At 68.7% G+C, this 23766-nt stretch carries 23 protein-coding genes; 4 read left to right on the plus strand and 19 right to left on the minus strand.

Annotation, left to right across the window (positions count from 1 at the left end; genetic code table 11):
• The 11 genes from M5E06_RS25730 to M5E06_RS25780 form a co-directional block, all read right to left on the minus strand.
• Window positions 1-1203 carry a response regulator gene (locus M5E06_RS25730; RefSeq protein WP_252140644.1) on the minus strand — a complete coding sequence of 401 codons (1203 nt, stop codon included), beginning with the start codon at window positions 1201-1203 and terminating at the stop codon, window positions 1-3.
• Between the two features lie 31 nt (window positions 1204-1234).
• Window positions 1235-1507, minus strand: coding sequence for a hypothetical protein (locus M5E06_RS25735; RefSeq protein WP_252140645.1), 273 nt, complete (start codon window positions 1505-1507; stop codon window positions 1235-1237).
• Between the two features lie 245 nt (window positions 1508-1752).
• Entirely contained in the window at window positions 1753-2097 is a 345-nt protein-coding gene (gene mnhG, locus M5E06_RS25740; protein ID WP_252140646.1) for a monovalent cation/H(+) antiporter subunit G, read from the minus strand.
• Window positions 2094-2375, minus strand: a complete 282-nt coding sequence (locus tag M5E06_RS25745; RefSeq protein ID WP_085082767.1) for a K+/H+ antiporter subunit F — start codon at window positions 2373-2375, stop codon at window positions 2094-2096. Before M5E06_RS25745 ends, mnhG begins: the two co-directional genes overlap by 4 nt.
• A complete protein-coding gene (locus M5E06_RS25750; RefSeq protein WP_252140647.1) occupies window positions 2372-2860 on the minus strand; it encodes a Na+/H+ antiporter subunit E in 489 nt (162 codons plus the stop codon). Before M5E06_RS25750 ends, M5E06_RS25745 begins: the two co-directional genes overlap by 4 nt.
• Complete coding sequence (locus M5E06_RS25755) at window positions 2857-4488, minus strand: monovalent cation/H+ antiporter subunit D (RefSeq protein WP_252140648.1); 1632 nt, start codon at window positions 4486-4488, stop codon at window positions 2857-2859. The genes M5E06_RS25750 and M5E06_RS25755 overlap by 4 nt, the downstream gene beginning before the upstream one ends.
• Window positions 4485-4829: a Na+/H+ antiporter subunit C gene (locus M5E06_RS25760; RefSeq protein ID WP_252140649.1), complete on the minus strand. Its 345-nt coding sequence runs from the start codon at window positions 4827-4829 to the stop codon at window positions 4485-4487. Before M5E06_RS25760 ends, M5E06_RS25755 begins: the two co-directional genes overlap by 4 nt.
• A complete protein-coding gene (locus M5E06_RS25765; protein ID WP_252140650.1) occupies window positions 4829-7798 on the minus strand; it encodes a monovalent cation/H+ antiporter subunit A in 2970 nt (989 codons plus the stop codon). The genes M5E06_RS25760 and M5E06_RS25765 overlap by 1 nt, the downstream gene beginning before the upstream one ends.
• A 53-nt stretch (window positions 7799-7851) precedes the next feature.
• On the minus strand, window positions 7852-8352 hold the full coding sequence (locus M5E06_RS25770; protein WP_252140651.1) for a PTS sugar transporter subunit IIA: 501 nt from the start codon (window positions 8350-8352) through the stop codon (window positions 7852-7854).
• The gene (locus M5E06_RS25775; protein WP_252140652.1) at window positions 8349-9404 is read right to left on the minus strand and encodes a universal stress protein; all 1056 of its coding nucleotides are present in this window, start codon (window positions 9402-9404) and stop codon (window positions 8349-8351) included. The genes M5E06_RS25770 and M5E06_RS25775 overlap by 4 nt, the downstream gene beginning before the upstream one ends.
• 106 nt (window positions 9405-9510) lie before the next feature.
• The gene (locus M5E06_RS25780) at window positions 9511-10365 is read right to left on the minus strand and encodes a universal stress protein (RefSeq protein WP_252140653.1); all 855 of its coding nucleotides are present in this window, start codon (window positions 10363-10365) and stop codon (window positions 9511-9513) included.
• A gap of 167 nt (window positions 10366-10532) precedes the next feature.
• Here M5E06_RS25780 and M5E06_RS25785 point away from each other — a divergent pair, with 167 nt between their 5' ends.
• Complete coding sequence (locus M5E06_RS25785; RefSeq protein WP_252140654.1) at window positions 10533-12146, plus strand: MASE1 domain-containing protein; 1614 nt, start codon at window positions 10533-10535, stop codon at window positions 12144-12146.
• Window positions 12136-12756, plus strand: a complete 621-nt coding sequence (locus tag M5E06_RS25790) for a response regulator transcription factor (RefSeq protein WP_252140655.1) — start codon at window positions 12136-12138, stop codon at window positions 12754-12756. Before M5E06_RS25785 ends, M5E06_RS25790 begins: the two co-directional genes overlap by 11 nt.
• Window positions 12757-12792: 36 nt before the next feature.
• Here the strand turns inward: M5E06_RS25790 and M5E06_RS25795 are convergent, their stop codons facing one another.
• The 6 genes from M5E06_RS25795 to M5E06_RS25820 form a co-directional block, all read right to left on the minus strand.
• On the minus strand, window positions 12793-15177 hold the full coding sequence (locus M5E06_RS25795; protein WP_252140656.1) for a xanthine dehydrogenase family protein molybdopterin-binding subunit: 2385 nt from the start codon (window positions 15175-15177) through the stop codon (window positions 12793-12795).
• On the minus strand, window positions 15170-15685 hold the full coding sequence (locus tag M5E06_RS25800) for a (2Fe-2S)-binding protein (RefSeq protein ID WP_252140657.1): 516 nt from the start codon (window positions 15683-15685) through the stop codon (window positions 15170-15172). Before M5E06_RS25800 ends, M5E06_RS25795 begins: the two co-directional genes overlap by 8 nt.
• Complete coding sequence (locus M5E06_RS25805) at window positions 15682-16551, minus strand: FAD binding domain-containing protein (protein WP_252140658.1); 870 nt, start codon at window positions 16549-16551, stop codon at window positions 15682-15684. The genes M5E06_RS25800 and M5E06_RS25805 overlap by 4 nt, the downstream gene beginning before the upstream one ends.
• Window positions 16552-16568: 17 nt before the next feature.
• Window positions 16569-18068, minus strand: a complete 1500-nt coding sequence (locus M5E06_RS25810; RefSeq protein ID WP_502802009.1) for a CoA-acylating methylmalonate-semialdehyde dehydrogenase — start codon at window positions 18066-18068, stop codon at window positions 16569-16571.
• Window positions 18069-18131: 63 nt separating this feature from the next.
• Window positions 18132-18809 carry an SRPBCC family protein gene (locus M5E06_RS25815; protein WP_252140660.1) on the minus strand — a complete coding sequence of 226 codons (678 nt, stop codon included), beginning with the start codon at window positions 18807-18809 and terminating at the stop codon, window positions 18132-18134.
• A gap of 184 nt (window positions 18810-18993) precedes the next feature.
• Window positions 18994-19692, minus strand: a complete 699-nt coding sequence (locus M5E06_RS25820) for a TetR/AcrR family transcriptional regulator (RefSeq protein WP_158282010.1) — start codon at window positions 19690-19692, stop codon at window positions 18994-18996.
• A gap of 395 nt (window positions 19693-20087) precedes the next feature.
• Between M5E06_RS25820 and M5E06_RS25825 the strand changes: the two genes are divergently transcribed.
• Window positions 20088-21302: an MFS transporter gene (locus M5E06_RS25825; RefSeq protein ID WP_252140661.1), complete on the plus strand. Its 1215-nt coding sequence runs from the start codon at window positions 20088-20090 to the stop codon at window positions 21300-21302.
• Between the two features lie 68 nt (window positions 21303-21370).
• Window positions 21371-21685: a DUF1330 domain-containing protein gene (locus tag M5E06_RS25830; RefSeq protein WP_252140662.1), complete on the plus strand. Its 315-nt coding sequence runs from the start codon at window positions 21371-21373 to the stop codon at window positions 21683-21685.
• Between the two features lie 176 nt (window positions 21686-21861).
• On the opposite strand, the gene M5E06_RS25835 is transcribed toward M5E06_RS25830, so the two are convergent.
• Window positions 21862-22110, minus strand: a complete 249-nt coding sequence (locus tag M5E06_RS25835; RefSeq protein WP_252140663.1) for a thioredoxin family protein — start codon at window positions 22108-22110, stop codon at window positions 21862-21864.
• Window positions 22111-22162: 52 nt separating this feature from the next.
• On the minus strand, window positions 22163-23623 hold the full coding sequence (locus M5E06_RS25840; protein ID WP_252140664.1) for a permease: 1461 nt from the start codon (window positions 23621-23623) through the stop codon (window positions 22163-22165).
• Window positions 23624-23766: the final 143 nt, after the last annotated feature.

Here is a 23766-nt window from a genome sequence, read left to right on the forward strand (position 1 = left end):
TCATTCGCGACTCACTGCGTTTCCACTCCGAGGCTCGACCGTCATGTCCGTCTCGGGATCGGCGAAGCGCCGGGCGATATCGGCGAAGCGCTCGCGGCAGGCCAGGAAGGCGTCGACCACATCGGGATCGAAATGCGTGCCGCGCCCCTGGACGATGATCCGGGTCGTTTCCTCCAGGCTCATGGCCGGCTTGTAGATGCGCCGGCACATCAGCGCATCGAAAACGTCGGCCAGCGCCATCAGGCGGGCCGACACCGGGATGGCGTCGCCCGCCAGCCCGGAGGGATAACCGCTGCCATCCCATTTCTCGTGGTGGCGGAGGGCGATCTCCTGGGCGACCCGCATGAAGGCGAAGGCTCCCGAAGCCTGCGCCACCGCAGCGGCATCGGCGCTGGCCAGGGTGCCCCTCATCGCCTTTTCGATGGCGTCGGCCCCGATTCTGGGGTGCTCCTTCATGATCGCAAATTCGGCCTGATCGTAACGGCCGGGCTTGCGCAGGATGGCGTCCGATATGCCCACCTTGCCGATGTCGTGCAGGGGAGCGGCCTTCACGATCATGTCCAGAAGCGGGCCGGCAAGCGCATCCCGGAATCGCACATGCCCGGCAAGATGCCGCGCCAGGACCTCGACATAGCTCCGCGTGCGGACGATATGGAGCCCGGTCTCGTTGTCGCGCGCTTCGCCCAGGCAGGCAAGGGCGCGGATGCCAAGATCCTGGATCAGCAGGTTCTCGCTCATCCGCCGCGCCACTTCGGCTTCCAGCCAGTCGTTCTGGCGGGTCAGCCGGTCGCGGGCGTGCTTCAGTTCAAGATGCGTGCGCACACGCGCCAGCACGATGGCGGGGGTGATCGGCTTGGTGATGTAGTCGACCGCCCCCAGGGACAGGCCCAGTTCCTCGTCCTCGGTCGCGCCCATTGCGGTGACGAAGATCACCGGCATGCCGCAGGTGGCGGGATCGGCCCGCAGGCGGCGCAGCACCTCGTGACCGTCCAGCACGGGCATCATCACGTCCAGCAGGATCAGGTCGGGGCGCGGTTCGCTGTGCGCGGCACGAAGGGCCCGTTCCCCGGAATTGACGGCCCGGACACGATAATGCGGCTGCAGCAATTCGCCCAGGATCAGCAGATTCTGCGGCGTGTCGTCCACGATCAGGATCGTTGAGGGCGGAGCGGATCCGTCCAAGGCGGGATGATCGGTGTTCATGGGCTGATCCATCGGACCGGCCGCCGCATCGTCATGGCTCCCCTCCCGTCGTCGGCAGGCAATGGCGGGCGCCGAAGGATGGCTTGACCGTTTCCAACCCGATCATATGCAGCCGGCCAGAAATGACATCTCCGCGATCAGAAAGAACATTGCGCAGCCGGAGCAAGAACTCATCCTGCTTCGCCTTGAAAGCGGAGTCCTCCGCCCCCTCACCGTCAGAGGGAGAGGTAGAGTTTTCCCGGCTCTGCGTCGGGTAGGGCTTCGTGCTCTTTCCCTGTCCGAACAGGCGATCAAAGATGTTCATCTTGAGTTCACGCTCTCGGGAGCTTCCTACTCTCGTCAAGCATTCCACCAACCAATGAACGAAGCGTAACCGTGACCATAGGCATGTTCCATCATGCCGGCGTTGGTGCGAAACTCTGCAAGGCGGCAGAGTTGATCCAGCCGAGTGTTGGACAGGCGACTTCGCGGCCCTGCAAGGCGCTCTGCCCGGTGAATACAACCAGTGACGAACCCGGCTGGAGGCGGCCTTAGCTCGGGGGACCGCCCTCAAGCCGATGGCGGCACGTCGTCGTTGCCTTCCGTGCGGTCGCGATACAGCGCCGCGCGGGCCAGCAGCATCAGGGTGATGGGCGTCGTGACGACCATCAACACCGTGATCAGCACCTCATGCAGCACGGGGCGTGACTGCAGCACCGAGAAGAACAGCATGGACGCGATCAGCACAAAGCCGATGCCCAGCGTCGACCCCAGCGTCGGGGCGTGGATCCGTTCGTAGAAGCTGCCGAACCGCAGCAGCCCGAACGAACCGATCAACGCCAGGGCGGCGCCGAGCAGGAGGAGCAGGGCGGTCAGCAGCGCTGCCCATGACGGGAGTTCGGCCAAGTGCGTCATTCGATCACCTCTCCACGCATGAGGAACTTGGCGATCGCCGCCGTCGAGACGAACCCGAGCAGGGCGATGATGAGCGCCGCCTCGAAATACAATGTGCTTGTCGTGCGGATGCCGAAGATCAGCAGCAGCATCGTCGCATTGACGTAAAGGGCGTCGAGCCCGACCACCCTGTCCTGCGCCCGCGGACCCCGGAAGATGCGGACCACCGCGCAGCCCATGGCGAGGACCAGCAGGATCTGCGCTATGAGGATGGACCAGATCAGTATGGTCGTGATCATTCGAACACCTCGATCAGGCGCTTTTCGTACCGTTCCTTGATGGTTTCGATCCACACGCGCTCGTCGACAAGGTCGAGGATGTGAAGGAGCACGGTGTTGCCCGCGGAATCGTACTCCACCCAGATCGTGCCCGGCGTGGCCGTGATGATGCAGGCGAGCGCCGCCAAGCCATAGGGCGCGCGAAGGTCGAGCGGAATGCGCACGAAGCCCGAGGTCCGGTTCCTGGTGCCGGGCCGCAGGATGATCCGGGCGACCGCGTTGTTCGACCGGACGATGTCGCCCAGGACCACCAGCGTGAGCGTCAGCGCCGCCAGCGGCCGCCGGAAGCGCCCCTCCGGCGGCTCCAGCGGCATCAGCACCCGGACAGCGGCAATCGACAGGACGCCGCCCAGGATGACCGCACCCGGCGACACACTCTCGTTCAGGATCAGCCACACGGCCAGCAGCGTTGCGGTCAGCAGGGGAAAGGGCAGCCACCGTGTCATCGGATGTCTCCTTCCTGTGGCCCGGACGGCGATGGCGTCGGCAGGACGCCGTGGACATAGCCGTCCGGCGCGTGCATCGACCGGGCGGTGGCCTCCATGTAGCGCATCACGGGTCCGGCCTGGACGGAGAGCGCCACGCACATCGCCAGGAGCAGCATGACCGGGGCGAGTTCGACGACGCGCACGCGCGGGACGGTGACCGCCGGCGACGCCCAGAAGACGTCGATGCCGGTGCGGGTCATGGCCACCACCGTCGCCAGCCCGGACAGCACGAACGCCGCCAGCAGCGCCCAGGTCGTCGCGGACACGCCGGCGCCGCCCGGAGACAGCAGGGGGCTCAGCATGGCGAACTTAGCCAGGAATCCGGACAGCGGCGGCAGCCCGGCCAGGAGAATGGCGCAGGCGACGAAGCTGGACCCGAGGATCGCCATCGTCGCCGGTATGGGGACGCCGACCTGATCATCCTCGTCCGCCTCCTCGTCCTCGCCGAACGCCTCGCGCGTGACGGCCAGCACGTCGGCGCCCAGCTCCCGGCCGCGTTCGACCAGCTCGATCAGCAGGAAGAAGCCGGCGATCCCCAGAACCGAGCCGGTCAGGTAGAACAGCGCGCCCCCGGTCACCGCCACCTGCCCCGTCCCCACCGCCGCCAGCAGGGTGCCGGAGGAGACCAGCACGCTGGCCCCGGCGAGCCGCGCCATGTTCTGCGTCGCCAATACCGCAACGGAGCCGAAGGCGATGGTCAGCAGCCCGCCGGCCAGCAGCCAGACACCGCCGAAACCTGCCGAGGCCCCGCCGCCCTCGCCGAACATCAGCAGCCACAGCCGCAGAACGGCGTAGATGCCGACCTTGCTGAGGATCGAGATGATGGCCGCCGACGCGGCGTTGACCGTGGCGTAGGTGTTCGGCAGCCAGAAGCCCAGCGGCCACATCCCCGCCTTGATCAGGAAGGCAATGCCCAGGATCGCCGCGCCAGCCTCCAGCAGCGCCCGGTCCTCGTTGGCGACGACCGCGATGCGGCTTGCGAGGTCGGCCATGCTGAGGGTGCCGGCCACGCCGTAGATCATGCTCACCCCGATCAGGAAGAGCAGGGAGGCCGCGAGGTTGATCACGAGATAATGCAGCCCGGCCCGGACACGGGCGAGGCCGGAGCCATGCAGCGCCAGGCCGTAGGACGCGGCCAGCATGATCTCGAAGAAGACGAACAGGTTGAAGAGGTCGCCGGTGAGGAAGGCGCCGTTGAGCCCCATCAGCTGGAACTGGAACAGCGAATGGAAATGCGCCCCCGCGTTCTGCCAGCGCGCCAGCGAGAACATCAGCGCGGCGACCCCGAGGATGGCGGTCAGCACCAGCATCAACGCGGCAAGACGGTCCAGCACCAGCACGATGCCGAAGAGCGCCGGCCAGTCGCCCAGCCGGTACACGCGCACGGCGGCCTCCCCGCCGCCCGCGGGCATGCCGTCGGCCAGCAGAAGCAGAAGGATCGCCAGGACGAGCAGAGCCAGGGCCGACGCGAGGCCGATGGCGGCCTTGAGCGTCCGCCGCCGCTCGTCGATCAGCATCATCAGCGCCCCAGCGAGCAGCGGGATGATGATCGGGGCGATCGTCAGATGGTCCATCCAGCCGCTCATCGGTCCTTCTCCCGGCCATCCACGTGGTCGGTCCCCGTCAGGCCGCGCGCGGCGAGCAGCAGGACGAGGAACAGCGCCGTGGTGGCGAAGCTGATGACGATGGCGGTGAGCACCAGCGCCTGGGGCACAGGGTCGGCGTAGGTGGCGAGGTGGCCCACGGTCCCCCGTTCTAGCACGGGGGCCGCCCCCGTGCGCAGTCCGCCGGTCGAGAAGATGAACAGGTTGACGGCGTAGGAGAGCAGCGAGAGGCCGATGATCACCTGGAAGGTCCGCGGCCGCAGCAGCAGCCACACGCCCGACCCCGTCAGCACGCCGATCCCAAGGGCGAGGATGAGTTCCATCAATCGTCTCCCATCGCTGTCGCGGCTGGTCCCGCCATGGGGGCGGCCAAGGGGGTGGCAGGCTCGTCGGCAGGGCGCGGCGCCGCGGCGCGGTGTCCGCGAACCGACTGGCGGGCGAGCGCGATCAGGGTCAGCATCGTGGCGCCGACGACCAGGGCGAAGACGCCGATGTCGAAGATCAGGGCGCTCGCCACCGGAACCGTGCCGACGAGGGGCAGTTCCGCGTAGCTGAAATAGGTCGTCAGGAAAGGACGCCCGAACGCCCAGGCGGCCAGGCCGGTGCCCGTCGCCAGCAGGAGGCCGAGGCCCATCCAGCGCAGCGGAAGCACCCGCAGGCGCGCCTCGACCCACTGCGTCCCACCCAGCATGTACTGCAGGATCAGGGCGATGGACGCGGTCAGGCCAGCCGCGAAGCCTCCGCCGGGCAGATCGTGGCCGCGCAGCAGGAGGTACACCGCGACCAGACCGATGACCGGGAACAGCAGCCGGGCGATGATGGACGGGATTAGCAGCCAGTCGGCAACGGTGTCGCCCTCCCGCCGTCCCGGCCGGGCGATGTCGTGGGCGCTCTGGTCGCGCTGCTGTTCCGGAACATCGACGCTGTCGGGGGCCGGGCGGAAGCGGCGCAGCAGCGCATAGGCGGTGAGCGCCACCACGCCCAGGACGGTGATCTCGCCCAGCGTGTCGAAGCCGCGGAAATCCACGAGGATGACGTTGACCACGTTGGTGCCGCCCCCTTCCGTGTAGGAGCGCTCCAGGAAATGCTCCGCCAGGATCTCGGGCGGGAACCTAGTCATGACGCCGAACGCCAGCGCCGCCATGCCGAGGCCGGCGGCGACGGCGATGGCGAGATCGCGCAGGCGGCGCGTCGTGGTGATGACCTCCGGCGAACGCGCGCCGGGCACGTCCAGGCGCTTGGGCAGCCAGCGCAGCCCGAGCAGGAGCAGGATGGTGGTGACGACTTCGACCAGCAACTGGGTCAGGGCGAGGTCGGGCGCCGAGAACCAGACGAAGGTGACGCAGGTGACCAGTCCCGTGCCGCCGAGCAGGATCAGGGCGACGAGCCGGTGGTACTTGGCCTGCCACGCCGCGCCGACGGCGCAGGCCGCTCCGATCGCCCAGATCAGCGCCAGCACCGGATCGATGCCGGAGGGGATGAGGTTGCCGGGGCCGAGCCCGCGCAGCCAGACCGCCCAGCCCGCGGCCAGAACCGCCACGCACACCACCAGCCGCAGCTGGGGTTGCAGGCGCCGGGTGCCGAGCAGCCCCTCGAGTGTCCGCGCCAGACGCCAGGACAGGAAGACCATGGTGCGTTCGAACATGCGCTGGCCCTGCAGGCCGCCGATCAGCGGCGCCCCTTCCACGCCCTTTTTGAGATGCCGCTGGAGCAGGAGGTAGAGCGAGACGCCGGCGACCAGGGCGATCAGGCTCATCAGCAGGGGAAGGGTGAAGCCGTGCCAGACCGCGAGGCTGTAATCCGGCGTGGCGGCGCCCAAGGCCGCATGCGCCGCCATATCCAGATACGGCCCCACGGTGGCCGCCGGGAGGAGGCCGATGATGATGCAGGCCAGCACCAGGATCTCCACCGGGAACCGCATCCAGGTCGGCGGCTCGTGCGGAGTGAGCGGAAGGTCCACCGGGTCGAGGCCGAAGAAGGCGCCGTGGATGAAGCGCAGCGAGTAGGCCACGCTGAAGGCGCTCGCCACCGTGGCGGCGGCCGGAAGGACGTCGAGGAGAAACGGCAGCGGCCCCTCGGCCGACAGCGCCTCGGCGAAGAACATCTCCTTGGACAGGAATCCGTTGAGCAGCGGCACGCCGGCCATGGCCGCCGCCGCGACCAGGGCCAGCCGCGCGGTGAACGGCATGAAGCGGTTCAGGCCCGACAGGCGCCGGATGTCGCGCGTGCCGGTCTCGTGGTCGATGATGCCCGCGGCCATGAACAGCGACGCCTTGAACGTCGCGTGATTGATGATGTGGAAGATCGCCGCCACCATGGCGAGCTTGCTGTTGAGGCCGAGCAGAAGCGTGATCAGACCGAGATGGCTGATGGTCGAATAGGCCAGCAGGCCCTTCAGGTCGTGCTGGAAGATGGCGATGTAGGCGCCGAGGATCAGGGTGGTGACCCCGGCCGTGCCCACGATCCAGAACCAGGCATCGGTCCCCGCCATCACCGGCCAGAGACGCGCCATCAGGAAGACCCCCGCCTTCACCAGCGTCGCCGAATGCAGGTAGGCGGAGACCGGCGTGGGCGCCGCCATGGCGTGCGGCAGCCAGAAGTGGAAGGGGAACTGCGCGCTCTTGGTCAGGGCGCCCAGGAGGATGAGGACCAGTGCCGGCAGATAGAGCGGATGGGCACGGATCCGGTCACCCGAGGCCAGCACGGCGTCGAGGTCGTAGCTGCCCACGATGTGGCCGAGCACCAGCACGCCGGCGAACAGGCACAGCCCGCCGGTGGCGGTGATGGTCAGCGCCATGCGGGCGCCGTCGCGCGCCGCCGCCAAGTGATGCCAATAGCCGATCAGCAGGAAGGAGAAGAGGCTGGTCAGTTCCCAGAAGAAGGCGAGCTGGATCAGGTTGCCGGAGATGACCACACCGGTCATCGAGCCCATGAAGGCAAGGAGGAAGGCGAAGAAGCGCGGGACCGGGTCGTCCTCGGCCATGTAATACCGCGCGTAGACGATCACGAGCGCGCCGACGCCGGACACCATTCCCGCGAACAGCCAGGCGAAGCCGTCCATTCTCAGGACGAGGTTGAGCCCGAGGGACGGCATCCACGCGATCTCGTGGCGGAGCACGCCGCCCGCCGCCACCGTCGGATAGCCGGCCCACACCAGCGCGACCCCGGCCGCGGCGATCCCACCGGCCAGCCACGCCGCAGCGTTGCGGGCGTGCGTCGGCAGCAGCCCGGCGGCAATTGCGCCGAGGAAGGGAAGACCGACGAGGGTCAGGAGCAGGAGGGCGTCAGGCATGCGTTCTTACACTTGATCGTCGTTGCGGTGGGGGTGGTCGACGACGGCGGTCATTACCCGGGCGGCGTATCGTCCTGGGCCGCTTCGGGCGGAACTGCCTGGAGCACCAGCTGGACCACGTCCTCGGCCGTCTCCGCGGCGCGCAGCCGGCGCAGCGTCTGCGGTTCGCGCAGGGCACGACAGATTTCCGACATGGTGGGCAGCAGGCCCTTGCGGGCCGCAGCGGGCCAGAGCACCAGGAAGACGAGATCCACGGGCTCCTCGTCGCGGGCGTCGAAGTTGACGGCGCGGCGGAGCCGGGCGAACAGGACCAGCGGCGCCCGGGCATCCTGGATCTCGGCATGGGGAAGCGCGACCCCCCGGCCGAGCCCGGTGGAGCCGATCTTCTCGCGCGCCTGAAGCGCGCTGAGGACCTCCGGCTTGGGAAGTCCAAGCCGCTGCCCGGCTTCCTCCGCCAGAAGGTCGAGCAGGGCCGCCTTGTTGGGCGGCTCGGCGTCGAGAATGACGTTGGGTGCCGGTAGCAACTCCGGGATGCTCATCGCCGTCTCCATCATGGCGGACTGTCCGCGGTTTCCATTGGCTGGCCTCCGCTTTCAGTCCTTTCACGGACATCCGACATCTGCTGGACGACCAGAACATCGCATGGCACATCGTCCATGATCGTCTTGGCGACACTGCCGGCGATCAGTTCAAGAATGGCGTTGCGCCTGTGCATGCCAAGGACCACCAGATCAACGTTGAGATCGCGGACGTAATTCCGCAAGAGCAACTCCGGCGATCCACTCTCGACCACGACGCGCTCCGCCCGCCAGGCGGCCGGCCGCCGTCCCCTCGCGAGAAAGGCCCGGCACTGTTGCATGGCGATGTCCCGATACTCCTGCCGGCGTGCGCGCGGATCCGCGGCCAGCCCGGAGAACGGGGCCTCGTAGGCGTGGAAGACCGTGGGCGCCTGACCGGGAAACATGCGGGCTGCCGTTTCCAGCGCCTCGCGCGACGCGTCGGAGAAGTTCGTGGCGACGACGATGTCGCGATACGGCCTGCGTGGGCGCTCCTTCACCACGAGGAGGGGCACGCGGGACCGGCGCAGCAGACGGTCTATGGTCCTGCCCAGGAATATGCGGTCGAGAACGGCGCCACGGGTGATGCCGAACACGATCAGGCCGCAATGCTCCGTTTCCGCAGTGTGCGCGATCGCTTCGGCCGGATCGCCCTCCCGGATCAGCAAGGTGGCCTGCTTGGTGACGTCACCGACGTCGGCCAGCAGCCTCTTCCAGGCGAGGTTGCGCGGCGCGACGGGAGACCATGACGGCCGGCAGTCGGGCTCCGGAAGACAGGAGGCGGGCGTGTCGAGCACATGCAGCACCACGAGCGCCGACTGCCACTGGGCGGACAGCGACGCCGCCCGCTCCAGCGCGCGTTCACAGCGGAAGCTGAGGTCGGTGGCCAGCAGGATCCTGTGAGGCGGTCCCTCCGACCGGCCCGGCCGGCCGCCCATGCGGCGGACACCGTCCGGCGCCCGCCGCGCAGCCGGGCGCCGGGCGAGTGCGCCCGTCCCGGACTCTGCCCTGAGCGGCACGACGTTGTCCCGGGACTGTTCATTCTCCATGCGCCATCCCGGCGGCCATGGTTCACGGTCTACGTCCATCGGTCATCTCCGGTGTTTCTGCCCGCAATCGAAGCGGGTGGCATCTCGGCTCCCACAGCGCCGGGACTCAACGACGACGGTCCCTGACAGAATCGCCCGCCAGCAGGGCGTCGCAGGGCAGGTCAGCGAGCACGTCCTGGGTGACGCTGCCCAGGAAGGCGCGCATCAGACCGTCGCGCCGCGCCGATCCCATCACCACCAGATCGTAGCGCCCGTACCGTGCAGCCCGGACGATCTCCGGAACGGGGTGACCGATCCGCACCTCGCGGGTGACGGCGGGACCATCGGGAGCCATTCCCCTCAGCATCTCCCCGAACTCGCCAGTGAACTCGTGGGTGATATCCCCGGCTGTGGACCGCCCCGTCGGGGAGCGGGAGACGAGCGGGAGGTCCGCAACATGCAGCAGATGGAGGTTGCCATGGCTCAACAGCCGACGCGCGGTCTCCACCGCAGCGCGCGACCGTCCCGAGAAGTCGATGGGAACCAGGGCACGGGCATAGGGGCCGTGCGGCTTGTTGCGCACGATCAGCACGGGGGTTTCGTCGGCGATGGCAATCCTTTCGACGGTGGGCGGCAGGAACACGTCTGCCAGGCCGTCATGCGCATGGACGCCCACCACGACCAGATCGGGCCACCACAACCCGGCATAACCGGCGACCTGCGGTTCCACTGCATCACCCCGTACGGCGACCGCCCGCATCGTGAGGCCAGCGGCGCCCGGAACCGCGAGCAGGTGGCGATGCAGTTCCGCCTCGATATGGTGGAGCGGCAAATGGGCGTACGGACCGTCCCCGTCATGGACGACGTGCAGGGCGGTCAGCTCGGCACCGGACTGGCGGGCGAGTTGCGCCGCGCGCTCCATCGCCCGATCCGATTTCGGTTCGAGATCGGTGGCCAGCAGAATTCGTCGCAGGTTCGTCATGGCTGTACTCCCCGCCCCAAACGGGCGTGCTGCATTCGGGCATTCATGTTCAGGACATGATCGGAAATGGCCGCCGGCCCTGTCTATGCCGGCTAATACGGATTGCATCGCGCCCGGCCGTTCCTATCGTTACAGGCGGGCTCACCACATCGATCGGGCGGGAGGACATGCCGAAGGATTTCCGGGGCCGCTGGGTCTTCGTGCCGGCCTATCTGGCCGCTCATCTGGCCTTGGACTGGATCAGCTTCATCCACGAGGTCGCGCCGCTCAACATCACCCCATGGAATCCCCCCGCCGGGCTGATGATGGGGATGCTGATCGTCGTCGGCTTCCGTGCCGTGCCGCTGGCGTGGCTGGGGTTGATGGTGGCCGACCTGATGGTGCGCGACCTGCCCGTCGCCCTGTGGGTGACGGCGGTGGCGAACGGCATTCTCGCCGCCGGTTACGGCGGGGCGGCCTGGGTGCTGCGCCGGCGGCTCGGCCTCGATCCCCGCCTCGCCAAATTGCGCGACATCGTGCTGCTGCTCGTCGGCGCGGCGATGACGCCGCTGGCGGTGGGTGCGGGTTACATCGCTCTCCACACACTGATCGGCCTGTTCCCCTGGTCGGATTTCGCCGGAGCCCTGTTGCGCTATTGGGTCGGGGAGGTCATCGGAATCGCGGTGCTGACACCCGTCGTGCTGGTCGCCCTGCGCGGCACGGTGCCCCGGGCATCCTGGAGGGGTGCGGCCGAGATGGCGGCGTACGGCCTGCTCATCGGCGTCACGCTGTGGCTGGATTTCGGCCCGCTCGCCTCGGCCCAGTACGAGCACTTCTACCTGTTGTTCCTGCCGGCGGTGGCGGTCGCCGTAAGACACGGGCTGGCGGGGGCAGCGCTCGCCTCGGCGGTCACCCAGGGCGGGCTGATCGTCGCCATCCAGGTGACCGGGGTGGAGACGGCGCGGACCACCCATTTCCAGCTTCTCATGCTGACCCTGGCGGTCACCGCGCTGCTGCTGGGCGCCGTGGTCAGCGAGCGCCGCCGGGTCGAAGCGGTGATCCGCGAGCGCCAATCGGACCTCGACCGCGCGTCGCGCCTGACCGAAGCCGGCGAGATGGCGGCGGCCCTGGCGCACGAACTGAACCAGCCGCTGTCGGCCGCCATGAGCTATGCCCGTGCCGCCCGCAAGATCGCCAAGCTCGAGCAGGCCTCGCCCCGCCTGAATGAGATCCTCGACAAGACCGTGGTCCAGGCCGAACGGGCCGACAGGGTGATCCGCAGCCTGCGCGATTTCGTGCGCAAGGGGCGCAGCGACCCTGCGCCGCTGTCGGTCGGTGCGCTGATCGCCGATTGCCTGGCGTTGGCCGCCCCCGTCGCCGGGCAGCATTCCGTATCCATCCAGGCCGAGGTGGCGCCCGGCCTGCCGGCCGTCAGCGGCGATGCGGTGCAGCTGCAGCAGGTGATCCTCAACCTCGTGCGCAACGCCGCCGAGGCGATGGACTCCCCCGATCCCCGCCTGCGGCGCATCGTCGTCTTCGCTCACCCCGCAACCGAGGCGGGCTTCGTCTCGGTCGGCGTGCGCGACAGCGGGCCGGGGCTGTCGGATGTCGTGGAGCGGAACCTGTTCGCCCCGTTCGTCACCACCAAAGCCACGGGCATGGGGCTGGGCCTGTCCATCGCCCACAGCATCGTCGAGGGGCACGGCGGCACCTTGACCAGCGAGCGCCTGTCCCACGGGGAGACGGTGTTCCGCTTCACCCTGCCCATCCACGGATCCGGGACCGACTTCGATGACGCCTGATGTTCCCGTCATCTTCATCGTCGATGACGACGAGGCCGTCCGCGACGCGCTGGCGGTGCATTTGGAACTGGCCGGGCTGACCGTCCGCCTTTGTGCGTCGGCCGCCGAGTTCCTGGCCGCCGCCGATCCCGACCAGCCGGGCTGCGCGGTGATCGACATCCGGATGCCGGGCATGGACGGTCTGACGCTGCAGCAGGAGATGATCCGGCGTGGCCTGAGCCTGCCGGTGATCGTCATCACCGGGCATGGCGACGTTCCGGCCGCCGTCCGTGCCTTCCGGGCCGGCGCCGTGGATTTCCTGCAGAAGCCGTTCGACGAGGACCTGCTCATCGAGCGGGTGCGCGAAGCCTGCGAACGCGACCGGATCGAACGGCAGGCGGGCGTCGAGGCGGCAGAGATCCGTCACCGGATGACCCTGCTCACCCCGCGCGAGCGCGAGGTGGTCGAACTGGTGGCCCAAGGCCTTCCCAACAAGACCATCGCCCGCCGGCTGGACATCGGGATCCGCACAGTGGAGACCCACCGCGCCCGCGTCCTGGAGAAGATGGGCATGCGCAACGCGTCCGAACTGGCCCGCGCGCTGACGCGGCTGGAGCAGGGGGGCGGCTGAGGCTCCGGCGCAAACGCCGGACAAAACCGCTCCGGGTCAGCCGGTGAGGTTGGGGTGCAGGGCGTGCAGGATCTTCTCCGGGGTGATCGGCTGCGCGGTCAGGCGGACGGCGAAGGGCCGCAGGGCGTCGTTGATCGCGTTCATCACCGCCGCCGGCGCCCCGGCGGTCCCGGCCTCGCCGGCGCCCTTGGCGCCCAGTTCGGACGAGCGCGTCGGCGTCTCGATGTGGGCCACCTCGATATCGGGCATCTCGCCGGCCATCGGCACCAGATAGTCGGCCATGCTGCCGTTGCGCATCACGCCGTTCTCGTCATACAGGCATTCCTCGAACAGCACGCCGCCCAGTCCCTGCACGACGGCGCCGCGGATCTGCTCGTCGACCAGCAGGGGGTTGAGCACCCGGCCGCAATCCTCGACCACCCAGTGCTTGAGCAGCGTCACCACGCCGGTCTCCACATCCACCTCGACGTGGGAAACCTGGATGCCGTTGGTGAAGATGAAGGGATAGTCGCGCTGGGCGTAATGGCGGGTGACCACCAGTTCCGGCTGGAAGCCGGCGGGCAGCAGGTCCGGGCGGAAATGGGCGAGGCTGCCCAGCTCGGCCAGATCCATCAGGGCGACGCCCTCGGCCGTGTCGATCACCGCGCCGCCGGCGATGCGCAGCCGCTCCACCGGCAGGCCCAGATGGACGGCGGCGAACTCCAGCAGGTTGGCGCGCAGCTGCCGGCTGGCCTGGAGCACCGCCTCGCCGCCGATCCCGGCGCCGCGCGACGCCCAGGTGCCGCCGCCATAGGGGGTGGCGGCGGTGTCGCCGGTCAGCACCCGGACCCGGTCCATCGGCACCCCGACCTCGTCGGCGACGATCTGGGCGAAGATGGTCTCGGTGCCCTGGCCCTGCTCGCCGACGCCGCTGGCGCAATGGACGATGCCGGTCGGATCGAGCCGGACGGTGGCGCCGTCCTGCGAGGCGATGCGCGCGCCGCCGGTGCCGTAGAAGGCGGCGCCGGGGTTGGTCAGCTCGATCAGCACGGCGATGCCGATGCCGCGATAAATGCCCTTGGCGCGCAGCTCGGCCTGTTCGCGGCGGAGCGCGGGGAAATCCACCATCTCCTCCAGACGGGCCAGACAGCGCTGGTGCGACAGGCTCTCCAACAGGATGCCCGACGCCCCCTTGCGGGGGAAGCTGTCGTCGGCCATCAGGTTGCGCCGGCGCAGCTCCAGCGGGTCCATCCCCAGCGTCGCGGCGGCGAGATCGACGATGCCCTCTGTCACGGCGCAGGCGATGGGGTGGCCGACGCCGCGATACTGGCTGGTCTGCACCTTGTTCTGGAACACCACGTCCAGCGTGGCGCGGTAGTGCGGATGGTCGTAGGGTCCGCCGCACAGGTTGATGACCTGGTTGCCCTCGACAGCACTGGTGCGCGGGTACATCGAATAGGGGCCGATGCCGGTCAGGTCGGCGATGTCGAAGGCGAGGAAACGGCCGTCGCGGGTCAGCGCCAGCCGGGCCTTGACCCGATGCTCGCGGGCGTGGATGTCGGTGACGAAGGATTCCAGCCGGTCGGCGACGAACTTGACCGGCCGCCCCAGCAGCACCGACAGGGCGACGGTGGCGAAATCGTCGGCGTAGGCGTGGACCTTGATGCCGAACGACCCGCCGACATCCTTGCAGAGCACCCGGACGTCGGCCTCGGGAATCCCCATCAGCCGGGCGTAGAGGTCGCCCATCATGTGGGGCGCCTGATGCGAATGATGGACGGTCAGCCGCCGTTCGGCCGGGTTGTAGTCGGCCAGGACCGAGCGCGGCTCCAGCGTGACGCCGGTGTGGCGCCCGAAATCATAGGTCTCCTCCACCACGACGTCCGCCGCGGCGAAGGCGTCGTCCACCCCGCCGCTGTCGACCTCGCGGTGGAAGCACAGGTTGTCGCCCAGCTCGGGGTGGATCACCGGGGTGCCGGGATCGAGCGCGGTGTCCATGCGGGTCACCGCCGGCTGCACCTCCCACGTGACCACGACCGCCTGCATGGCGTCCTCGGCCTGGGCGCGGGTCTGCGCCACCACCGCCACCACCGCCTCGCCCTGCCAGCAGGCGCGGTCGACCGCCATGGCGTGCTGCGGCGGCGAGCGCATGCCGGCCAGATGGGACAGCGCGCCGACGAAGGGCGCGCAGATCTCCGCCAGTTGGCGGCCGTCGACGATGGCGACCACACCCGGCATGTCGAGCGCGGCGGCGGCGTCGATCCGCAGGATGCGGGCGTGGGCGTGCGGGCTGCGCAGATAGGCGACATGGACCATGCGCGGCAGCTCGACGTCGTCGACATAGGTGCCGCGGCCTTCAACCAGCCGGCGGGCGTTGGGACGCGGCACGGCGCGGCCGACGACCTTCTCGACGGTGGCGGCGCGGGGGGTGATGTTATTCATGGCTGTGCCCCCGTCCACTGTGCCCCCTTGCGCCGGCCCGGCGGCGCTCGCCCACGGTTTCGATGGCGTCGACCACGGCGTGGTAGCCGGTGCAGCGGCAGTAGTTGCCGGAAATATGCTCGCGGATGCGGGCGCGGTCGGCGTCGGGCTCGGCCTGCAGCAGGGCGTCGGCGGTCAGCAGCAGCCCCGCCGTGCAGAAGCCGCATTGCAGGGCGTTGCGCTCAAGGAAAGCGTCCTGGAGGTCGCGGATCGCGCCGCTTTCGGACTTGCCCTCGATGGTCTCCACCATGGCGCCGTCGGCCTGGACCGCCAGCGTCAGGCAGGAGCGCACGATCTCGTCGTCGACCACCACGGTGCAGGCGCCGCACACCCCGTGCTCACAGCCGAGATGGGTGCCCTTCAGCCCCAGTTCCTCGCGCAGGAAGTCGCCGAGATGCAGGCGCGGTTCGATCCAGCGCTCGTACACCATGCCGTTGACGGTGATGTTGACCAGGATCCTGTCGGTCACGATTGTGCGTCCTCCGCCATGAGAGACTGGATGCCGCGGCGCAGCAGCACGCCGGCGAGGTGGAGCTTGGTCGCGGCGGCGGCGTAGAGATCGCCGGCCGGGGCCAGTTCGCCGCCCAGTTCGGCCACCGCCCGGTCCAGCGCCGCAGGCTCGGCCTGCCCGCCGGCCAGCGCCGCTTCCGCCGCCCGTGCCCGCACCGGCGTGCCGCCGACGCCGAAATAGACGATGCGGGGATCGTCCAGCCGTCCGTCCGTCACGTCGCCGGCCAGCGCCAGCCCGACCGTGGCGTAGTCGCCGTGGCGGCGGGCCAGCTCGGTGAAGGCGAAGCGGCGCTGCGGGCCGGGCAGGGGGAATTGCACGGCGGTGATCAGTTCGTCCGGGCGCAGCGCCGTCTGGTACAGGCCGAGGAAGAAGTCGGCCGCCGCCACCGTCCGGCTGCGGGTGCCGTCGCTCAGGATCAGCGCGCCGTCGGCCACCACGGTGCAGGCCGGCCATTCCGCCGCCGGATCGGCGAAGGCGATGGACCCGCCGAAGGTGCCGCGGTTGCGGATGGCGGCGTGGGCGATGTGGGGGGCCGCCAGCGACAGCAGCGGCAGATGCCGGGCGACCAGGGCGGAACGCTCGACATCGACATGGCGGGCGAGCGCCCCGATGCGCAGATGCCCGTCGGCCACCGCGATGCCCTGCATCTCGGCGATGCCGCGGATGTCGATCAGCAGCGACGGTTCGGACAGGCGCATCCCGAGGGTGGCCAGCAAGGTCTGCCCCCCCGCGATCAGCCGGGCCTCGTCGCCGTGCTCGCGCAGCAGGGTGGCGGCGGCGGCGACGCTGTCGACGCGCCGGTATGCGAAGGGGGGCGCCTTCATGGCCGTTGGTCTCCTGTTCAGCCCAGGGTGGGCATCACGAGGGTGGGGGCGGTGGCGTTGCCGACCCGCCAGCGCGCGGTCACCGCCTTGGTCCGGGTGTAGAACTTGATGCCCTCGGTGCCGTGGACGTGCAGGTCACCGAACAGCGAGTTCTTCCAGCCGCCGAACGAGAAGAAGGCCATCGGCACCGGGATCGGCACGTTGATGCCGACCATGCCGACCTCGACGGTGTCCTCGAACAGCTGGGCGGCGGCGCCCGAGCTGGTGAAGATCGCCGTGCCGTTGGCGAAGGCGTTGCGGTTGATCAGCGCGATCGCCGCCTCCAGCGTCTCCACCCGCACCACCGACAGCACCGGGCCGAAGATCTCGTCGCGGTAGATGCTCATCGACGGGTCGACCTTGTCGAACAGCGTCGGCCCGACGAAGAAGCCCCGCTCGCCGCCGGTGACCTCGACGCTGCGGCCATCCACCACCAGGGCGGCGCCCTCGCGCTCGCCGGCGTCGACGTAGCCGCTCACCTTGTCGCGGTGCGCGCCGGTGATCAGCGGCCCCATGTCGATTCCGGGCTCGACGCCGGGGCCGGTCTTCAGCGCGCGGGCGCGGGTGGCCAGCCGCTCGACCAGGGCGTCGGCGACGTCGCCCACCGCCACCGCGACCGAGATCGCCATGCAGCGTTCGCCGGCCGAGCCGAAGGCGGCGCCGATCAGCGCCTCGGTGGTGAAGTCCAGGTCGGCGTCGGGCATGACGACGGCGTGGTTCTTGGCGCCGCCCAGCGCCTGCACGCGCTTGCCGTTGCGGGCGCAGGTCTCGTAGATGCTGCGCGCGATCGGGGTGGAGCCGACGAAGGACACGGCCGCCACGTCCGGGTGCTCCAGCAGGGCGTCGACCGCCGCCTTGTCGCCATGGACGACGTTCAGCACGCCGTCGGGAAGGCCGGCCTGGGCAAACAGGCGCGCCAGCATCACGCTGCAGGTCGGCACCTTTTCGGACGGCTTCAGCACGAAAGTGTTGCCGCAGGCGATGGCCATGGGGAACATCCACATGGGCACCATGACCGGGAAGTTGAACGGCGTGATGCCGACGCAGACACCGACCGGCTGGCGCAGGGAATAGGCGTTGATGCCGGTGCCGACGCCGGCGTGCTCGCCCTTCAGCAAGTGGGGGATGCCGCAGGCAAACTCCGCCACCTCGATGCCGCGGCGGACCGAGCCCAGCGCGTCGTCCAGCGTCTTGCCATGCTCCTGCGAGGCGACGGCGGCCAGTTCGCGCTCGTTCTCGCGCAGCAGCGTCAGATAGGTCTGCAGGATGCGCGACCGGCGCAGCGGCGTCGTCGCGCGCCAGCCCGGCAGGGCCCGCTTGGCCGCGGCGACGGCGGCATCGACGTCGGCGGCGTCGGCGAAGCCGACGGTGCGCACGACCTCGCCGGTGGCCGGGTTGAAGACGTCGCCCCGGCGGTTGCCGGTGCCGCGATGTTCGCTGCCGCCGATCCAGTGGGGCACGGCGTCATGGATGGTCATCGTCATTCCTTTTCGCGTCGAGCGATCGGTAAGGGCCCGCGGTAAGGGCCCGATGTGGGCGTGTCAGATGTGGATGAGGTAGCCGATGACGCCGCCCAGCACCGCGCCGGTGGCCAGCCAGAAGAAGCGCTGGAACTCGCCGCCCCAGCCGCCGGGATGGACCGGCGCGGCGGCGGTCGCCGCCGGCGGCCGCGGCGCATCGGTGCGGAGGCCGGGCAGGGGCAGGGGGTGGGGCAGGGGGGTGGGCTGGCTCTGGATATCGGCGGGTGCGGCGGGGGGGCTGTCGGCGGCAGCTTCGGCCGGACCGGTGAGGCGGTCGTTGAAGGCGCGGAAGAAATCGTCGGCCATCTTGCGGGCCGAGGCGTCGATCAGGCGTCCGCCGATCTGGCTCAGCTTGCCGCCGATAGCGGCCTCCGCGGTGTAGCGCAGCAGGGTGCCGTCCGGCGCCTCCTCCAGCGTCACCCGCGACTGGCCGCGCGCCATGCCGACAGACCCGGCGCCGCCCTCGAACCGCAGGGTGCAGCCCGCCGGCGCGTCGATGTCGCACATCTCCACCTGACCGGAGAAGCGGGCGCGCAGCGGGCCGACCTTGGTCAGCACCCTGGCCTCGAACGCGGTGTCGCTGTGGCGGATGACGTCCTCGCAGCCTGGAATGCAGTGCTTCAGGACCTGCGGGTCGTTCAGCGATTCCCACACGCGCAGGCGCGGCGCGGCAATCCTCTGTTCGCCGGTGAGTTCCACTGGCTTCCTCCGATCTTATGGGGCGGGTGCCCTTGCTTGCCGGGCAGTATTTACCACATGGTCAATACGGGTCAAGCTATTTTCCGCTTGGTCAATAATCAATCGCGCGTGCGGTCGCGAGGGCGGCCCGGCAGGCCGCGCCGCCGGCGCTGGAACGGTCAGGACGGAAGGACGGGGAGGGCGGTCAGCCGGCCGGCTTGCCGGCTTCGCGCGGGAAGATCTCGCGGGCGGCGAGCACGAAGGCCCGCACCCGGTCGGTGACGACCTGGGGCAGGTTCTCCGGGAATTTGTGCCCGTAGATCCAGTGGCGCACGCCGATGTAGAAGATGCCGCCGTGCAGGCCCCAGATCAGCTCGTTCTCGGCCTCGGTCGGCTCGCGATCGTCGTCGAGGCCGAGTTCGATGCGGGTTTCGCCGATGATCGGCCGCAGCAGCCGTTCGCCGACCAGGGTCAGGTAGTTGTCGTTGATGTAGCCGTCGGCCAGGGCGGAATGGATCAGGATACGCACCCACTCCTTGGTCAGGATGGTGCGGGCGTAGTCGATGTAGACCCGCGTCACCCGCTCCTCGAACGGTTCGCTGCGGTCCTTGACCCGATGCTCCCATTCCGGCTTCCAGCGCCCGAGATAGACCTCGGCGTAGACCCGCTCGATCAGCGCCTTCTTGCTGGGGAAGTAGTGGAACACCAACGGATGGCTGACGCCGATCGTCGTCGCCAGTTCCCGCATCTGTCCGGCCAATCCATGTTCGGAAAAGAACTGGATGGCGCCCTCGATGATCTGGCGCTCCCGCTCCTCGGTCGACAGGCGCTGGCGCCGGCGCGGTGCGGCGGTGCGGGGGGCGTCGGCGGGAGTCTTGGAGGAAGGCGGCGAGGAGGGCGACACGAGGGCCCGGCGTGGCTGTGAGCGGATGGTCCTGCTTAGGCGATGACGCCGGTGGCGTCAAACCCTACCTTGCGGTGGCCGCCGTGGGGTGGCCCCAACAGTCTGGCCCCAACATTCCATTCGTTGGCCCACACATCTTTATTGACAGGCCGCCGGGGTCATCCTAACAATTTACCAGATGGTCAAAAGCGGATCGTCAATTCTCCGCTTCCAGTGCATGAACGTCAACCCACCGGCTGGTGGGAATCCCGCTGATGGGCGCCCCCGGTCGTGAGCGCGCCGCATCGCGGGTCGGGTGAACGTTGCTCAAAAAAACCAAAGCCGAATCAGACACGGGAGGTCCGCACATGCATGCAAGCGCGAGTGGCAGCCAGCACCGCTGGAAAGTCCTGATCATGACGTTTCTGGCCTATCTCTATGATAGCCTGGACTTGCAGATCCTGGCGATCTGCATGCCCGTCATCATTGCGTCCCTGAACATCTCCCTGACCGACGCCGGCCTTCTCGCCTCGGCCACCATGGTCGGCACCGCGCTGGGAGGCGTGCTGTTCGGCTGGATCGCCGAGAATTTCGGCCGCAAGAACGCGGCGGTGATCTCGCTGATCGAGTTCGGCGTGTTCACCCTGGCGGTCTACTGGTGCACCTCCTGGGAACAGCTGATGGTCCTGCGCTTCCTCCAGGGCATCGGCATGGGCGGGCTGTGGGGGCCGATCGTCGCCCTGATCGCCGACCATTGGGCGCCCAAATACCGGGCGCGCGCCGCCGGCTTCATGCTCAGCACCTTCGCGCTGGGTGGCATCCTGGCCTCGGTCATGGGCCGCTTCCTGCTGACCGAGGTCGGCTGGCGCATGCTCTTCGCCCTGACCGGCACCGCCATCGTGGTCGGCCTGCTGTTCTGGGTGGTGGTGCCGGCCGATGAGAAGCCCATGGTCCGCCAGGACAAGCCCCGCATCAACCTGGGCCAGCTCTTCCAGCCCGGCGTCGCCAGCCTGACCATCGGCGCCACCATCGCCGCCGCGTGCCAGATGGGTGGCTTCTGGGGCGTCAGCGCGTGGATCCCGACCTATCTGGTGACGGTGCGCGGCCTCAGCATCGAATACATGAGCGTGTTCAGCATCGTCATCTTCACCGGCGCGTTTCTCGGCTATTTCCTGTTCGCCGCCCTGGCCGACCGGATCGGCCGGCGCAAGGCGCTGATGCTGGCCTTCCTCGCCGACTCGATCATCGTGCCGCTCTACGTGCTCATCCCCGACGGCGTCCTGCTGTTCTGGATCAGCCCGATCATGGGGCTCAGCTTCGGCGGCGTGTTCGGCCTGTTCGGCTCCTACTTCGCGGAACTGTTTCCCGTGCACATCCGCGCCATGGGCAGCGGCTTCGCCTTCAACATCGGGCGCGGCATCGGCGCGGTGGTCACCCCGGTGACGATCGGGGCCATGGCCAAGACCTATGGCCTGGGCTTCGGCATCGGTGCCTGCTCCATCATCTTCTTCATGGGCGTGGTCATCCTGTTCTTCATGCCGGAAACGCTGGTCGCCAAGACCGCGCAATCGGCCAACGCCGGCAACGGAGCCCTGGACAACGGAACCCGGACCAGCGCTGCCGAGGCGTGAGTCCCCTTTGCGTGACACCGGCCTTCGGGCCGGCGTCGACGGAACCCCTTTTGAGGCGGAAACATCACATGCCCAAGACCTACTGGGTCGCCCAGGTCCAGGTTCACGACCCCGATCGCTACGCGCTCTACGCCAAGGGCGCGGGAGAGGCCTTCGCCAAGCACGGTGGCCGGGCGCTGGCCCGTGGCGGCCGGCTGCACTGGCTGGAAGGCGTCGAGCGGCCCCGCGGCGTCATCATTGAGTTCGATTCGATGGAGGCTGCGCAGGCTTGCTATCAGTCGTCTGAATACCAGGACGCGCGGCGCCACCGCGAGGGCGCAGCCGACTTCCATCTGGTGCTCGTCGAAGGCTTGGAGCCATCACCCTCCGAACAGGCCGAGTGACACTCTGCGTGAACCCGTGTCCAGCGAACTGGTTCTGGCGGATGTTGGGAATTTGTTTGTAACCGGCGTGGTCGACCAGGGTGCAGCGGCAGGCTGCCGGTCCCGCCATCGGCCGTCCACGACACCGATGGCGAGTTCCGAAACGGCAATCCGAAGGGCTTCGGCGTTGGACTTCTTCATTGGCTGCCGGCGGCTTCCTTCAGCCACGCCACGATCTCTTCCCGGCGCGGCAGCCGGCCGGACATCTTGACCTGCTCCTCGACAACGAGACCCGGCGTGGTGATGACCGAGTAGTCGATGAATCGGGTCGGGTCGGTGACGTGCTCGATCTCGACGGGGATGCCGGTCTCCTGCGCCGCCTCCCGTGTCAGTTCCTCCAGGCGTTTGCAGCGGGCGCATCCCGGCCCAAGGACTTTGACGTGCATGGCTCGATCCTCCTTCCCGGTAGATGATTGGCGATAGACGCGGTTTGCTCGGTCAGGCGGCCTTCGCCATCGGACCGCTCCGGCGATGGATGGCGTAGAGGGCTGCGGCAAGGGCCACAAGGAAAAGGACAAGCCATCCACCGAGCAGCCACAAACTGGCTCCGTCCTTCCACGCTCCGAAGGTCAGGCCCGCCGTTGTGCTGAACAGCGCGACCAGCCCCACATAGGCCCAGGCCTTCGTGCGACCGATGATGGTGGCGGTGATCAGGATGCTCTGCAGGCTCAGCTCGGGATCCGCCATCAGGTAGGCGAGCAGCGGCCCCGGGTGCATGCCGAGCGACAGGAACATCTGCGCGACCGGCACCTCGACCAGGGTCGGGAAATACATGAACACGCCGAAGACGACGCCCACCAGATTGGCGAGCACGCTGTTGGTACCGGCCATCGTTTCCACCCACTCCGGCCGGATGAAGACGCGCAGCACGCCCACCGCGAAGACGCCGACAATCAGCAGCGGGAAGATCTGCCGGACAAAGCGCCAGCTTTCCCACAGCCATTGCTGCACCTCGAACCGATCGATGGAGCGATGCGCGATCCAGGCGATCGCTGCCATTGTCGCCAGGACACCGACCAGCTTGCCGGTCATGTGGAGCGTGACGCCATTGGCGTGCGGCTGCATGCCCATCGCGGCGACCGCCAGGGTCAGCATGACCAGCGCCAATGCCGCCCAAGTCCAGCGGTTGAAGCCCTCGTCCACCCGTCCCAGGCCGCGCGGCGCCACGGCCGCAATGATACCGAGCAGCAGGACGAGGATCGCCCCCTGCGCGCCAATTCCCTCCTCGCCTTTCGCGGGGTCGAAGGGCACCAGCCGGTGCAGCGTCGCGTCGAACGCGTCCATGCCATGGATCGGCAATGTGACGCTGGCGTAGCTGTCGAGCAGGAAGCCGACCTTCAGTGTCCCGGCGATGAGCAGCGCCACCAACAGCACCATCAGCAGGAGGGAGGCGGGTTGCAGGCGATCGCTCCCGGCGAAGCTGCTGTCGGCCTCGCCGGCGTGGGCGCGGTCGTCCTCGCTGAAGATCAGCGCCATGATCATCCCGATGCCCACGCCGAAGGCCAGAGACAGCACGAGGCGCGCCACCGCGAACTCGGCGCCCAGCGCCGCGCCCGTGTAGGTCAGCGCCAGGATGTTGGCGGCAGGCGCGAAGAACAGGAAGGTGACGGCCGGCCCCAGCCCGGCCCCCTTCTTGTAGATGCCGGCGAACAACGGGACGATGGTGCACGAACAGACGGCCAGCAGGCTTCCCGCCGCCGCCGCCGCCGGGTAGGCGACGGCCTTCGGCGCGCCGCGCCCCAGATAGCGCGTGATTGCCGATTTGGGTATCAGTGCGGCCAGACCGCCTGCGATGAAGAATGCCGGAACGAGGCACAACAGCACATGAGCGGCCAGATAGGCGGCCAGGCTGCCAAGTCCACTCTGAACGATCTGAACAGGAAGGGCGGATGTCTCCATGGTACCTTCCTTCCGTGTGGCAAGGTCCGAAAATCAGCATGCCGTGGTGGAGCGGTAACCGCCCTGATGCACGTCAATCACGGGGGGCAATCAGGATGGTTATTTCGGATGACGGGTCTGAGTCCTGGCAGATCCTGCCGGCG

This window comes from Azospirillum sp. A1-3 (genome assembly GCF_023806445.1).
Taxonomy (GTDB): Bacteria; Pseudomonadota; Alphaproteobacteria; order Azospirillales; family Azospirillaceae; genus Azospirillum.

Excerpts from the sequence above, each read along its gene's own strand:
- M5E06_RS25730 (WP_252140644.1), bottom strand. The coding sequence starts at position 1,203 with ATGAACACCGATCATCCCGCCTTGGACGGATCCGCTCCGCCCTCAACG.
- M5E06_RS25735 (WP_252140645.1), bottom strand. The coding sequence starts at position 1,507 with ATGAACATCTTTGATCGCCTGTTCGGACAGGGAAAGAGCACGAAGCCC.
- mnhG (WP_252140646.1), bottom strand. The coding sequence starts at position 2,097 with ATGACGCACTTGGCCGAACTCCCGTCATGGGCAGCGCTGCTGACCGCC.
- M5E06_RS25745 (WP_085082767.1), bottom strand. The coding sequence starts at position 2,375 with ATGATCACGACCATACTGATCTGGTCCATCCTCATAGCGCAGATCCTG.
- M5E06_RS25750 (WP_252140647.1), bottom strand. The coding sequence starts at position 2,860 with ATGACACGGTGGCTGCCCTTTCCCCTGCTGACCGCAACGCTGCTGGCC.
- M5E06_RS25755 (WP_252140648.1), bottom strand. The coding sequence starts at position 4,488 with ATGAGCGGCTGGATGGACCATCTGACGATCGCCCCGATCATCATCCCG.
- M5E06_RS25760 (WP_252140649.1), bottom strand. The coding sequence starts at position 4,829 with ATGGAACTCATCCTCGCCCTTGGGATCGGCGTGCTGACGGGGTCGGGC.
- M5E06_RS25765 (WP_252140650.1), bottom strand. The coding sequence starts at position 7,798 with ATGCCTGACGCCCTCCTGCTCCTGACCCTCGTCGGTCTTCCCTTCCTC.
- M5E06_RS25770 (WP_252140651.1), bottom strand. The coding sequence starts at position 8,352 with ATGATGGAGACGGCGATGAGCATCCCGGAGTTGCTACCGGCACCCAAC.
- M5E06_RS25775 (WP_252140652.1), bottom strand. The coding sequence starts at position 9,404 with ATGGAGAATGAACAGTCCCGGGACAACGTCGTGCCGCTCAGGGCAGAG.
- M5E06_RS25780 (WP_252140653.1), bottom strand. The coding sequence starts at position 10,365 with ATGACGAACCTGCGACGAATTCTGCTGGCCACCGATCTCGAACCGAAA.
- M5E06_RS25785 (WP_252140654.1), top strand. The coding sequence starts at position 10,533 with ATGCCGAAGGATTTCCGGGGCCGCTGGGTCTTCGTGCCGGCCTATCTG.
- M5E06_RS25790 (WP_252140655.1), top strand. The coding sequence starts at position 12,136 with ATGACGCCTGATGTTCCCGTCATCTTCATCGTCGATGACGACGAGGCC.
- M5E06_RS25795 (WP_252140656.1), bottom strand. The coding sequence starts at position 15,177 with ATGAATAACATCACCCCCCGCGCCGCCACCGTCGAGAAGGTCGTCGGC.
- M5E06_RS25805 (WP_252140658.1), bottom strand. The coding sequence starts at position 16,551 with ATGAAGGCGCCCCCCTTCGCATACCGGCGCGTCGACAGCGTCGCCGCC.
- M5E06_RS25810 (WP_502802009.1), bottom strand. The coding sequence starts at position 18,068 with ATGACCATCCATGACGCCGTGCCCCACTGGATCGGCGGCAGCGAACAT.
- M5E06_RS25825 (WP_252140661.1), top strand. The coding sequence starts at position 20,088 with ATGACGTTTCTGGCCTATCTCTATGATAGCCTGGACTTGCAGATCCTG.
- M5E06_RS25830 (WP_252140662.1), top strand. The coding sequence starts at position 21,371 with ATGCCCAAGACCTACTGGGTCGCCCAGGTCCAGGTTCACGACCCCGAT.
- M5E06_RS25835 (WP_252140663.1), bottom strand. The coding sequence starts at position 22,110 with ATGCACGTCAAAGTCCTTGGGCCGGGATGCGCCCGCTGCAAACGCCTG.
- M5E06_RS25840 (WP_252140664.1), bottom strand. The coding sequence starts at position 23,623 with ATGGAGACATCCGCCCTTCCTGTTCAGATCGTTCAGAGTGGACTTGGC.